9 protein-coding genes are annotated in these 12,437 nt (G+C 73.3%); 3 read left to right on the top strand and 6 right to left on the bottom strand.

The annotated features are described in order from the left end of the window. Nucleotides 1–65 precede the first annotated feature (65 nt). Nucleotides 66–947 (top strand): oxidoreductase, encoded by an 882-nt coding sequence (locus ACGFYU_RS05095; RefSeq protein ID WP_393825846.1) that lies wholly within the window; start codon nt 66–68, stop codon nt 945–947. 139 nt (nt 948–1,086) lie between these two features. On the opposite strand, the gene ACGFYU_RS05090 is transcribed toward ACGFYU_RS05095, so the two are convergent. Next, complete coding sequence (locus ACGFYU_RS05090; protein ID WP_393825845.1) at nt 1,087–2,589, bottom strand: fatty acyl-CoA synthetase; 1,503 nt, start codon at nt 2,587–2,589, stop codon at nt 1,087–1,089. 137 nt (nt 2,590–2,726) lie between these two features. Here ACGFYU_RS05090 and ACGFYU_RS05085 point away from each other — a divergent pair, with 137 nt between their 5' ends. Then, nucleotides 2,727–5,174, top strand: coding sequence for a penicillin acylase family protein (locus ACGFYU_RS05085; protein WP_393825844.1), 2,448 nt, complete (start codon nt 2,727–2,729; stop codon nt 5,172–5,174). A 36-nt stretch (nt 5,175–5,210) separates the two neighbouring features. Here ACGFYU_RS05085 and ACGFYU_RS05080 read toward each other — a convergent pair whose 3' ends face one another. From ACGFYU_RS05080 to ACGFYU_RS05060, 5 genes are all read right to left on the bottom strand, one after another. After that, entirely contained in the window at nt 5,211–6,314 is a 1,104-nt protein-coding gene (locus ACGFYU_RS05080) for a calcium:proton antiporter (RefSeq protein ID WP_393825843.1), read from the bottom strand. Between the two features lie 144 nt (nt 6,315–6,458). Then, nucleotides 6,459–6,686 carry a hypothetical protein gene (locus ACGFYU_RS05075; protein ID WP_393825842.1) on the bottom strand — a complete coding sequence of 76 codons (228 nt, stop codon included), beginning with the start codon at nt 6,684–6,686 and terminating at the stop codon, nt 6,459–6,461. Nucleotides 6,687–6,781: 95 nt separating this feature from the next. After that, nucleotides 6,782–7,420, bottom strand: coding sequence for a hypothetical protein (locus ACGFYU_RS05070; protein WP_393825841.1), 639 nt, complete (start codon nt 7,418–7,420; stop codon nt 6,782–6,784). Nucleotides 7,421–7,601: 181 nt separating this feature from the next. Continuing rightward, entirely contained in the window at nt 7,602–9,152 is a 1,551-nt protein-coding gene (locus tag ACGFYU_RS05065; RefSeq protein ID WP_393825840.1) for an acyl-CoA synthetase, read from the bottom strand. 16 nt (nt 9,153–9,168) lie between these two features. After that, on the bottom strand, nt 9,169–10,275 hold the full coding sequence (locus ACGFYU_RS05060) for an NAD(P)H-dependent flavin oxidoreductase (RefSeq protein WP_393825839.1): 1,107 nt from the start codon (nt 10,273–10,275) through the stop codon (nt 9,169–9,171). A 236-nt stretch (nt 10,276–10,511) separates the two neighbouring features. On the opposite strand from ACGFYU_RS05060, the gene ACGFYU_RS05055 reads away from it, so the two are divergent. Next, a complete protein-coding gene (locus ACGFYU_RS05055) occupies nt 10,512–12,398 on the top strand; it encodes a serine hydrolase (protein WP_393825838.1) in 1,887 nt (628 codons plus the stop codon). The last annotated feature ends 39 nt before the right edge of the window (nt 12,399–12,437 follow it).

Below are 12,437 nucleotides of genomic sequence, written 5' to 3'. Positions count from 1 at the left end.
ACCGGTCGTGCGTGCCAGGATGTGCGGGCACCGCCGATCAACTTCGTGTCGCAACAGGGATATTGATGACTTCGCAGCACCAGGGGCCCGACACCGGGGGCCGGGTGTGGCTGATCACGGGGGCCTCGTCGGGCTTCGGCCGGACCCTCACCGAGGCCGCGCTCGCGGCCGGGGACACCGTGGTGGCGGCCGCCCGCCGGCCCGAGTCGCTCGGCGAGCTGGCGGCCGCGCACCCGGAGCGCCTCGTGCCCCTCGCGGTGGACCTGTCGGACACGGCCCGCGCGGGGGAGGTCGTCGCCGAGGTGGTGGACCGCTTCGGCCGCATCGACGTCCTCGTCAACAACGCCGGGCGGGGTCTGATCGGCGCCGTGGAGGAGACCTCCGACGCCGAGCTGCGCTCACTGATGGAGCTGCACTTCTTCGCCCCGGCGGCGCTCACCCGGGCCGCCCTGCCGCACATGCGGGCCCGGAAGTCGGGTGCGGTGGTGCAGATGAGCAGCATGGGCGGGCGGCTCGCCTCCTCGGGCGTCGGGGCGTACTGCGCGACGAAGTTCGCCCTGGAAGGCCTGACCGAGGCGCTCGCGGCGGAGGTCGCCGGCTTCGGCATCAAGGCGCTGATCGTGGAGCCCGGCTCCTTCCGCACGGGCTTCGCGGGCGGCAACGCGCTGCAGCTCACCGAGGCCCTGCCCGCCTACGAGGACGTGGTCGGCCCGGTCCGCAACGGGCTGCCGGACAGCGACGGTCTCCAGCCGGGCGACCCGGTCAAGGCGGCCGCGGCGATCCTCACCGCCCTGGACGCCGAGAACACGCCGCTGCGGCTCATTCTGGGCAACGACGCGGTCGACTTCATCGCGGCCCACGCGGAAGCCGCCCGCGAGGAGGCCCGCACCTGGGAGCCGGTCAGCCGAGGCACGGACTTCGCCCCCACCCCGACCCCGACGCAGTAGCCCGACGCCCCCGACCCGGCTCCCGAGCGGGCCCCGAGCGCGGGCCCGCCCGTGTCGCGGCCGCCACGGCAGGCTCGGCTGCGTCGGGCCCGCGTACCGGGGCCCGGACCGGGCGCCGCGGCCCGCCGGCGGGGCCGGGTCAGCGGTCGCCGGTCGGGGGGTGTGCGAAGCGGTCGCGGAGTTCACGCTTGAGGATCTTGCCGCTCGCGTTGCGCGGGAGGGCGGGCACGAACAGGACCCGCTTCGGGGCCTTGAAGTGGGCCAGCTTCTCCCGCGCGTACGTCATCAGCTCCGCCTCCGTCACCTCCCCGCGCGGCACCACCACCGCCGTCACCGCCTCGATCCACCGCTCGTCGGGCAGCCCGACCACCGCCGCCTCGGCCACCCCCGGATGGGTGTACAGCACGTCCTCCACCTGACGTGAGGCGACCAGTACGCCGCCCGAGTTGATGACGTCCTTCACCCGGTCCACGACCGTGAAGTAGCCCTCGGCGTCCCGCACCGCCAGGTCGCCCGAGCGGAACCATCCGTCCCGGAAGGCCTTGTCCGTCGCCACCGGGTCGTTCCAGTACCCCAGGCACAACTGCGGGGACCGGTAGACCACCTCGCCCGCCGTGCCGTCCGGTACGTCCTTGCCCTCCTCGTCGACGACCTTCGCCTCCACGTGCCGTACCGGACGCCCGCAGGAGTCCATCCGCCCCTCGTGCTCCGCCGGCCCCAGCACCGTGGCCAGCGGCCCGATCTCGCTCTGCCCGAAGCAGTTGTAGAAGCCGAGCCCCGGCAGCCGTCCCCGCAGCCGCTCCAGGACCGGCACGGGCATGATCGAGGCCCCGTAGTACGCCTTGCGCAGCGCGCCGAGGTCGCGCCGCCCGAAGTCCGGGTGGTTGGCCAGGGCGATCCACACCGTCGGCGGGGCGAAGAGGCTGTCCGCCCGGCCCGCCTCCACCAGGTCGAAGATCTGCTCCGCGACCGGCGCGTCCAGGATCGTGTTCTCCGCCCCCACCGCCAGGTACGGCAGCAGGAAGACGTGCATCTGCGCCGAGTGGTACAGCGGCAGCGAGTGCACCGGCCGGTCCCCCTCGGCCAGGTCCAGCGCCTCGATCGCGCTCTCGTACTCGTGGACGAGGGCCCTGTGCGTCATCATCGCGCCCTTGGGCAGGGCCGTGGTCCCGGAGGTGTAGAGCAGCTGCGCCACGGAGTCCGGGGCGCCGGTGCCCTCGTACGGCGTCTGCGGCGCCTCCGGGTCCGCCAGGGCCCGCAGCGGGCTCACCCCGAACCCCTCCGGCACCCGGTCGGCCAGTTCCGGGTCGGCGAGCACCAGGGAGCTGCCCGAGTTCCGCAGGATGTGGTCGAGGTCCTCACCAGTCAGGTTCTGGTTGACCGGGACGTGGACGAGCCCGGCGCGGGCGCAGGCGAGGAACGCGATCAGGTAGGCGTCGGAGTTGTGCGCGTAGGTCGCGACCCGGTCGCCGGGGGCCAGCCCGTGGTCCCCCCTGAGCAGGGCCGCGGCGGTGGAGACGGCCGAGTCGAGCCCGGCGTAGCTCCAGCTCCGCTCCCGGTAGCGGACCGCCGTCCGGTCCGGGATCCGCCGCGCGCTGTCCCGTACCAGTCCGTCGACCGTGTTCTGCCGCACTGCCTTCATGACGCGAACCTCGTCTCCCCCGTGGGATACCAAACGGGATGTTGACAGATCATCCGATCACCTGCATGAGTGTGGGGCAACCCGAGCACCACCGGTTTCACGAGCAACCACGCTCGATCGCAGGCTACTTGGGAGACATGTTGCGCCCCTTCGCCGCACACCGCCCCACCCGTCCCGTACTCCGCCGCGTCGCCCTGTTCGGCGCCGCCCTGCTCGCCGCCTGCGCCGCGGTCCCGCAGGCCGCGGCGGCCACCGACGACGGCACGGCCTCCAACGGCAGGCTCTCGGCGGTCATCCGCTACACCGAGAACGGCATACCCCACATAGTCGGCCGGGACTACGCGCACCTCGGCTTCGGCACCGGCTGGGCGCAGGCCGCCGACCAGGTGTGCGTGCTGGCCGACGGGTTCGTGACCGTCGCCGGTGAGCGCTCGCGCTGGTTCGGCCCCGACGCCGTGCCCGACGGCTCTCTGTCCTCCGCCACCAAGAACCTCTCCAGCGACCTGTACTTCAAGGGCGTACGGGAGTCCGGAACGGTCGAGCGGCTGCTCGCCACCCCCGCTCCGGCCGGTCCCAGTACGGACCTGAAGGATCTGATGCGCGGCTGGGCCGCGGGCTACAACGCCTGGCTCGCCCAGAACGAGGTCACCGACCCGGCCTGCAAGGGCGCGGCCTGGGTGCGCCCGGTCACCGCCGCCGACGTGGCCGCCCGCGGCTTCGCGGTCTCGGTCCTCGGCGGCCAGGGGCGCGGCATCGACGGCATCACGGGCGCGCGGCCGCCGGTCGCGCAGCCGCCCGGAGCCCAGGCCCCGCGCGAGGTCGATCCGGCCTCGGCGGCCGAGGCCGCGCGGGAGTTCTTCGACACCGCCCGCTACGACATGGGCTCCAACGCGGTGGCCTTCGCGGGCTCCACCACGGCGAACGGCCGCGGTCTGCTCCTCGGCAACCCGCACTACCCGTGGCAGGGCGGGCGCCGCTTCTGGCAGTCGCAGCAGACCATCCCCGGTGAGCTGAACGTCTCGGGTGGCTCGCTGCTCGGCACCACCGTGGTCAACATCGGCTTCAACGAGAAGGTGGCCTGGAGCCACACGGTGGCCACCGGCACCCCCGTCAACCTGCACCAGCTCACCCTCGACCCGGCCGATCCGACCGCCTACCTGGTCGACGGGAAGCCGGAGCGGATGACCCGGCGGACCGTCACCGTCCCCGTGGCGAAGGGCGATCCGGTCACCCGCACCCAGTGGTGGACCCGCTACGGTCCCGTCATCACGGGCCTCGGCCCGGGCTTGCCCCTGCCCTGGACGTCGGGGACGGCGTACGCGCTGAACGACCCCAACGCGGCGAACCTGCGCGGCTCCGACTCCGCCCTCGCGATGGGCAAGGCCCGCTCCGTCGCGGGCGTCCAGGACGCCGTGCGCCGTACGCAGGGCCTGCCCTGGGTCAACACGGTGGCCGCGGACTCCGCCGGCGGCACCCTCTTCACCCAGTCCCAGGTGCTCCCCCGCATCACCGACGAGCTCGCCGCCCGCTGCTCCACCCTGCTGGGGCGGGCCACGTATCCGGCCTCGGGGCTGGCGGTGCTGGACGGTTCGCGCGGTGACTGCGCGCTCGGCTCGGATCCGGACGCGGTGCAGCCGGGCGTGTTCGGCCCGGGGAAGGCGCCGACCCTGCAGGGCGCCCCGTACGCCGAGAACTCCAACGACAGCGCCTGGCTGACCAATGCCGACCGTCCGCTGACCGGTTACGAGCGCGTCTGGGGCACTGTCTCCACGCCGCGCTCGATGCGTACGCGCGGCGCCGTCGAGGACGTGTCTGCGATGGCCGCGAGGGGCCGGCTGACCGTGGCCGACCTGCAGGAGCAGCAGTTCGCGAACCGGGCGCCGGCGGGTGATCTGGCGGCGGCCGACGCGGCGCGGGCCTGCGCGGCCCTGCCCGGCGGTACGGCGACGGCGAGCGACGGCAGCGCGGTGGACGTCTCGGCGGCCTGCGGGGTGCTGGCGGGCTGGGACCGTACGACCGACGCCGCCAGCCGCGGCGCGCTGCTCTTCGACCGGTTCTGGCGCGGGCTGACGGCCACGACCCCGGCCAAGGACCTGTGGCTGGTGCCGTTCTCGGCGGCCGATCCCGTACGCACGCCCCGTACGCTCAATCAGGCCGCGCCCGGCATCGGGCGGTCCCTCGCGGACGCGGTCGCCGAGCTGAGGGCGGCCGGGATCGCGCTGGACGCCCCACTGGGCGAGCACCAGTTCGTGGTCCGCGGCGGACAGCGGCTGCCGGTGGGCGGCGGCACGGAGGCGCTCGGCGTCTGGAACAAGATCGAGGCGCCGTGGAACGCGGCGGCCGGCGGCTACCCGGAGGTCGTACACGGCTCCAGCCACATACAGGCGGTGGGCTGGGACGGCGGGCGCTGCCCGGTGGCGCGCACCCTGCTGACGTACAGCCAGTCGGCGAACCCGAACTCGCCGTACCACGCGGACCAGACCCGGCTGTTCTCGCAGGAACGCTGGGTGACGTCGAGGTTCTGCGAGCGGGACATCCTCACCTCGCCGCGGCTGAAGGTGGTGTGGCCGCGCGAGCGCCGGTGAGCCGGGGCCGCCGTGCCCGCTTCCTGGCCGTGGCCCTCAGGGGCTGACGGCCAGGAAGAGGTACGCGGCCAGCAGCACGACGTGCACGCCGCCCTGGAGCAGCGTGGCGCGGCCGGGGGCGAGGGTCAGGGCGCTGACCACGACCGTCAGGGCGAGCAGCACCATGTGGGTCGGGCCGAGGCCCAGGGTCAGCGGGCCGGAGAGCCAGACCGAGGCCAGGGCGATGGCCGGGATGGTCAGGCCGATGCTGGCGATGGCGGAGCCGTAGCCCAGGTTGAGGCTGGTCTGCACGCGGTCGCGGCGGGCCGCGCGGACGGCGGCCAGCGTCTCGGGGGCCAGGACGAGCAGGGCGATGATCACACCGACGACGGCGTGGGGCAGGCCGGCGCCGGCGACGCCCTTCTCGATGGTCGGGGAGACGGCCTTGGCGTTGCCGACCACCGCGACGAGCGCCACCAGCAGCAGGCCGAGGCTCACGAGGGCGGCGCGGGAGGTGGGGGGTTCGGCGTGGTCGTCGTGTTCGCCGGAGCTCCGCCCGGTGTCCACGGGCAGGAAGTAGTCGCGGTGGCGGACGGTCTGGACGGCGATGAACAGGCCGTAGAGCGCGAGCGAGGCGACGGCGGCGAAGGTCAGCTGGGCGGTGGAGAACTCGGGGCCGGGCTTGGACGTGGTGAAGGTCGGCAGGACGAGGCTGAGGACGGCGAGGGTCGCGACGGTGGCGAGGGCCGCGCCGGACCCTTCGGCGTTGAAGACGGCGACGCGGTTGCGCAGGGCGCCGACGAGCAGGGACAGGCCCACGATGCCGTTGCAGGTGATCATGACGGCGGCGAAGACGGTGTCGCGGGCGAGGGAGGCGGTCTTGTCACCGCCGTCGGCCATCAGGGTGACGATGAGGGCCACTTCGATGACGGTGACGGCGACGGCCAGGACGAGCGAGCCGAAGGGTTCGCCGACGCGATGGGCGACGACCTCGGCGTGGTGGACGGCCGCCAGCACCGCGCCCGCGAGGCACAACGCGACGATGGCCACCGCGAATCCCGGTAGGTCCCGCCCCCAGCTGAAGACCAGCGCGAGGAGCGAGAGGAGCGGGACCACGACGGTCCAGTCGGTGACGGGGAACTTGTGTGCTGCGGTACTCATGCCCTCAACCTGCCATGAGGGGTACCTTCGGGGCGAACAGGACCGGCGGGATGATTTCGGTTCCGCGGGCGTCGCCCGGCGGGCGGGCTGGCCGGCCGCGGAGTTCCCATGCGAGGTCCCCGCGGCCGACGCGACCTGACCGGACTACCAGAACACGACGAAGAGGCCGTCGCCTCCGTCGCCGCCGGGGTCGCCCGCGGATCCCTCTTCGCCGTTGCTGGTGCCGCCCTCCCCGCCGTCGCCGCCGATGGCGGCACCGATGGCCTCCGGGTCGAGGATCCCGCTCGCGACGCCGCCGCCGGAGCCGTCGGGCTGGCCGTTCTCACCGGGAGCGTTCGTGCCGCCAGAGGAGCAGGCGCCGTTGCCGCCCACGCCTGCCGTACCGGTAGCACCGTCGGTCGCGCCACCACCACCGCCACCACCGGTGCCGCCGGTGGCGGCGGCGAGGACGACGGCCGCGGGCGAGGTCAGCGTGGTCGCGGTCCCGGGGCGGTGCCGGCAGTGCCGTTGTCGCCGCCGGAACCGGCGGATCCACCGTCCCCGCCTGAGCCGTTGTCGCCTCCGGTGCCGACGCCCACCGCGTAGCTCTGTCCCGGCGTGACCGGGATGGCGCACCAGGCGAATCCACCGCCGCCACCACCGCCGGTTCCGCCGGTACCGTCGTTGGCGCCGCTGCCGCCACCACCGCCACCACCACCGGCACCCCAGGCCTGGATGAACACCGAGGTGACACCGGCCGGCGGGATGAAGACGCCGTCGCGGGTGAACACCCGCAGGTCGTGCGGCGGAGTCTTCTTCTCCGGCTGCGGCTTCGGTTCCGGCTTGGGCTGCGGCTTGGGCTGCGGCTTCGGCTTCTGGTTCGGCTTGTGGTTCTGCTTCTGCTTCTGCTTCTGCTTCTGCTTGTCACCGCCGGGCTTCGGGCCGACTTCGTGGTCCGGCGACTCCAGCAGGGTGACAACGGAGACGGGTGCACGGCCCGCGCGGTCGCCGTCGGCCTGGGCCAGTGGGGACATGACGAGCAGCTGGCCGGTGACGGCCGCCGCCGTGAGGGCCGCGACGGCCAGGGACCGGCGGCGGGAGCGTCGGGTGGTGGTACTCGCGTTCACGGCGTCCTTACCCTCCCCGGCCGTGCACGGCCGGGGAAGTCCGGTGAGGTGGCGGAAGGAACGGGACCCAAGAGTCCGCCGCCGCCGCTCATCTCACCGATGCCCTCGCACACCGCACCACGCACCGGGCCGCCCGTTACCCCGGCCGGCCCGCAAGGTTGCGCTGGTCAGGCTGGCGCGGTCATACCGCCCGGTCGCGTCCCTCCCAGTACGGGTCGCGTAGACGCCGCTTGTACAGCTTGCCGTTGGGGTCGCGCGGCATCGTCTCGATGAAGTCGACCGTCTTGGGGCGCTTGTAGCCCGCGAGTTGCCGCTCGCAGTGGTGCAGGATCTCCGTGGCCAGCGCCTCGCCCGCCTCGAATCCCTCGGCCGGTTCGATGACGGCCTTGACCTCCTCGCCCCAGTCGGCGTGCGGGATGCCGAAGGCGGCGGCGTCGGCGACCGCCGGATGCGTGAGGAGGGCGGACTCGATCTCGGCGGGGTAGATGTTGACCCCGCCCGAGATGATCATGTCGATCTTGCGGTCGCGCAGGAAGAGGTACCCCTCCTCGTCCATCAGGCCCAGGTCGCCGACGGTGAAGAAGTCGCCGATGCGGTTCTTCTTCGTCTTGCCCTCGTCCTTGTGGTAGCTGAAGCCTCCGGTGTTCATCTTCAGGTAGACGGTGCCCAGTTCACCGGGGGGAAGCCGGTTGCCGTCGTCGTCGAAGATGGCGAGTTCGCTGATCGGCCAGGCCCTGCCCACCGTTCCAGGCTTCTTCAGCCAGTCCTCCGCGGTGGCGAAGGCGCCGCCGCCCTCGCTCGCCGCGTAGTACTCCTCCACGCACCGGCCCCACCAGTCGATCATGGCTCGTTTGACGTGGTCGGGGCAGGGTGCGGCGCCGTGGATGGCATGGCGCATCGAGGAGACGTCGTACGCGTCCTTCGTCTCCTGCGGGAGCGCGAGGAGCCGGTGGAACTGGGTGGGGACCATGTGCGTGTGCGTACAGGCGTGTCGGTCGATCAGGCGCAGCATCTCCTGCGGGGTCCACTTGTCCATCAGGACGAGCGGGTGCCCGATGTGCAGGGCGGCGCCCGCGAATTGCAGGACCGCGGTGTGGTAGAGCGGCGAGCAGACCAGGTGCACGTTGTCGTCGAAGGGGCGGATGCCGAAGATGCCGAGGAAACCGCCGAGATACGTCTCCTCCGGGAGCTTGCCGGGCAGCGGGCGCCGGATCCCGCGCGGGCGGCCGGTGGTGCCGGAGGTGTAGTTCATGACCCAGCCGAGGGTGCGCCCCTCGGGGGGCGTACCCGGCTGCCCGTCGAGGAGTTCCGCGTACGGGCGGAAGCCCGGGACCGCGCCCACGGCGTACCGGTGGCTCGCGGGCAGGCCGGCCTCGTCGGCCGCGGCGAGGGAGGCGTCGGCGAAGCGCTCGTGGGCGATGAGGACCTTGGCGCCCGAGTCGGAGACGATCCAGGCGATCTCGGGGCCGACGAGGTGGTGGTTGACGGGGACGAGATAGAAACCGGCCTGGGCGGCGGCGAGGTAGGCGGTGAAGAACTCGACGCCGTTGGGGAGGACGACGGCGAAGACGTCGCCCCGCTCCAGTCCGGCGGCGCGCAGGCCGTGGACGAGGCGGTTGACGTCGGCGTGCAGCCGGCCGGCGGTCCACTCCTCGCCCTCGGGGGTGATCAGGACGGTGCGCTCGGGATCGGCCGCGGCCTGCGCCCAGAAACCGTTGGGCTTTTCGGTCATGCTGCTCACGCCTCTCTCAGGCTCGGCCGGCGATGCGGTTGATGCGGTCGATGGCGCGCTCGAAGCCGCCTGTCAGTTCGTCGAAGACGGCCTGGACGCTGCGTTCGGTGTTCATCCGGCCGACGATCTGGCCGACGGGGCTGCCGAGCAGCGGCTGGACCTCGTACTTCTGGATCCGGGAGACGGCCTCGGCGACGAGCAGGCCCTGGAGGGGCATGGGGAGCGCGCCGGGGCCCTCGGGGTCGTCCCAGGCGTCGGTCCACTCGGTGCGCAGCTGGCGGGCCGGCTTGCCGGTGAGGGCGCGGGAGCGGACGGTGTCGCCGGAGCCGGCGGCGAGCAGCTTCTCGGTGAGGGCGCGCGAGTGCAGGTCGGCCTCGGTGGTGGTGAGCCAGAGGGAGCCGAGCCAGGCGCCCTGGGCGCCGAGGGCGAGCCCGGCGGCGATCTGCTCGCCGCTGCCGATGCCGCCGGCGGCGAGCACCGGGAGCGGGGCGACGGCCTCGACGATCTCGGGGACCAGGACCATGGTCGCGATGTCGCCGGTGTGGCCGCCGGCCTCGTAGCCCTGGGCGACGACGATGTCGATGCCGGCTTCGGCGTGGCGGCGGGCGTGTTTGGCGCTTCCGGCGAGGGCGGCGACGAGGATGTCGTGCTCGTGGGCGCGCGCGATGACGTCGGCGGGCGGGGAACCGAGGGCGTTCGCCAGGAGTTTGATGGGGTAGTCGAAGGCGACGTCGAGCTGGTTGCGGGCGACCTGCTCCATCCAGCCGGTGATCCGCCAGCCGGAGGCCTCGCCCTCGGCGAGCTCGGGCACGTGGTGCTTGGCGAGGGTGTCACGGACGAAGGCGCGGTGCCCGGCCGGGATCATCGCCTCGATGTCGGCTTCGCTGATGCCGTCGACGGCCTTCTTGGCGGGCATGACGACGTCGAGGCCGTAGGGCTTGCCGTCGGTGTGCGCCTGCATCCAGTCGAGGTCGCGTTTGAGATCGTCCGGCGCGGTGTAGCGGACCGCGCCGAGGACGCCGAATCCGCCCGCCCTGGTGATGGCGGCGGCGACCGCCGGGAAGGGCGTGAAGCCGAAGATGGCGTGTTCGACTCCCAGTTTCTTGCTCAGCTCCGTCTCCATGGGCGGCAGGATGCCGCAGCCCGGCATGCGAGGGAAGAGATTTTCTGATGCAGTGTCAGATTCTTTACGGGCCGACCGGTGCGGCCGGTACCCGAGGGGCGGGCACATACCCACTAGCGTGCGGCAGATCCAGCCTCGCCGGCGTTTGCGGCGCGGGGTCCGGGGCGGAGCCCCGGCAACGGCGCCGCAGGCCGACTCGGACAGCGGACAGCGGACAGCGGACAGGAGGGTCGAGCATGGCAGCAGACACGGGGGCTGACGGGGCGACAGGCAAGGCAGAGGGGACGGCGGAGGCAGCGGACGCGGCGGCGGCGAACGGGCTGCGGGGCGCCGGAGGCAACGGGCTGAGCCGGCGGCGGCTGGGGGCCCGGCTGCTCGCGCTCGGCGGGGTGCTCGTCCTGCACGCCGCACTCCCCGGCAGTGCCGGGGCGGCGGCCGGGAACCCGGCGGAGCGGCGCGCGCTACAGGGGCTGCGGCTGCGGTACGGATCCGCCCGCCAGGCAGGGCTGGTCGAACGCCACCTGGAGGCGGTGGCGGACCAGGCGCGGCGATTCCTGGGCCCCTCCCCCGAACACCCCTACTACGCGGGGGCGGTGGTCCTCGCCGGCCGGGGCCGCACCATCGCCCTGCACCGTGCCATGGGCGACGCCGTGCGGTATGCCGACTACGACGGGCGGACCGACCGGGTGCGGGAGTTCCCGGCGGCGGAGCGGATCGCGATGGCCGAGGACACCGTCTTCGACCTGGCCTCGCTGACGAAGCTGTTCACCTCCGTCCTGGCCGTGCAGCAGATGGAGCGGGGCCGACTGGAGCTGGAGGCCCCGGTGGTCCGGTACCTGCCCGAGTTCACCGGCGGCGGGAAGGAGGTGATCACGGTCCGTCAACTGCTCACGCACACCTCGGGGCTGCGCTCGTGGGCGCCCTTCTACCGGGAGTCCACGCGCGAGGGCCGGCTGCGGCTGCTGTGGTCGGTGCAGCCGCAGGAGACTCCCGGGACCGTCTACCGCTACTCGGACCTGAACCTGATCACCCTCCAACTGCTCTTGGAACGGATCACCGCCCGCACTCTCGACACCCTGCTCCACGACGAGATCACCGCTCCACTCGGGATGCACCGCACTCGCTACAACCCGCCCCGCTCCTGGCGCCGGGTCACCGCCGCCACCGAGGTGCAGCGCCCGCCCTGGTCCGGCCTGGACCGCGGGCTGGTGTGGGGCGAGGTCCACGACGAGAACGCGTACGCCCTCGGCGGCGTCGCCGGCCACGCCGGGGTCTTCGGCACCGCCTGGGACCTGGCCGTACTCGCCCGCGCCCTCCTCGACGGCGGAGCCTACGCGGGCAAGCGCATCCTGCGCCCCGCCTCCGTCGAGCTGCTCTTCACCGACTACAACACCGCCTTCCCCACCGACGACCACGGCCTCGGCTTCGAGCTCTACCAGCACTGGTACATGGGCGCCATGGCCACCCCGTACTCCGCGGGCCACACCGGCTTCACCGGGACCTCCCTCGTCCTCGACCCCTCCACCGACTCCTTCCTGATCCTGCTCGGCAACTCCGTCCACCCCGTCCGCACCTGGCGGGCCGGCAGCGCGCCCCGCGTCGCCGTCGGCAACCGCTTCGCGCGCGCCGTCCCCGTCCGCACGCGGCACGGCGGCCCCGCCTGGTACTCCGGCATGGAGACGGGCGGCTCGGGCACCCTCACCCTGCCGCCGCTCACCCCGGCCACGGGCTCCGCCCGGCTGCGCTGCGCCGTGTGGTGGGACACGGTGCCCGGCGAGGGCGCCTTCCACCTGGAGGCCTCGCCCGACGGGCAGAGCTGGGAGCCGCTGCCGTTCAGCACGCTCCGCTCGACGGGCGGCACCGCCGAGAGCTGGCCGCGGGGCTCGGCGGGCGGCTGGTCCGGCCGCATCTGGCACCGCCTGGAAGCCCCGCTGACGCCCGCCTGGGCCGGCCGCGAGGTCCGGCTCCGCTTCCGCCACACCGCGACCGGCCGCTACGTCGGCCGCGGGATCTACGTGGACGTCATCCGCGTCTCGGAACCGGCCCGCCTCCTCTTCGCCGAGGACCGCCCCGCGGACGCCGCCCGCGTCGAGGCGACCGGCTGGACGAGGTCGACGGACTAGGGCGAGGCACCGGGTCACCGCCCCGGAATGAAGAGCGTG

Source organism: Streptomyces sp. NPDC048337, assembly GCF_043201175.1.
GTDB lineage: Bacteria > Actinomycetota > Actinomycetes > Streptomycetales > Streptomycetaceae > Streptomyces.
This window is presented reverse-complemented; position numbering and strand designations above follow the sequence as displayed.

What these genes read in the sequence shown, in the direction of transcription:
- ACGFYU_RS05095 (WP_393825846.1), top strand. Translation starts at nt 66, where the DNA reads ATGACTTCGCAGCACCAGGGGCCCGACACCGGGGGCCGGGTGTGGCTG.
- ACGFYU_RS05090 (WP_393825845.1), bottom strand. Translation starts at nt 2,589, where the DNA reads ATGAAGGCAGTGCGGCAGAACACGGTCGACGGACTGGTACGGGACAGC.
- ACGFYU_RS05085 (WP_393825844.1), top strand. Translation starts at nt 2,727, where the DNA reads ATGTTGCGCCCCTTCGCCGCACACCGCCCCACCCGTCCCGTACTCCGC.
- ACGFYU_RS05080 (WP_393825843.1), bottom strand. Translation starts at nt 6,314, where the DNA reads ATGAGTACCGCAGCACACAAGTTCCCCGTCACCGACTGGACCGTCGTG.
- ACGFYU_RS05065 (WP_393825840.1), bottom strand. Translation starts at nt 9,152, where the DNA reads ATGACCGAAAAGCCCAACGGTTTCTGGGCGCAGGCCGCGGCCGATCCC.
- ACGFYU_RS05060 (WP_393825839.1), bottom strand. Translation starts at nt 10,275, where the DNA reads ATGGAGACGGAGCTGAGCAAGAAACTGGGAGTCGAACACGCCATCTTC.
- ACGFYU_RS05055 (WP_393825838.1), top strand. Translation starts at nt 10,512, where the DNA reads ATGGCAGCAGACACGGGGGCTGACGGGGCGACAGGCAAGGCAGAGGGG.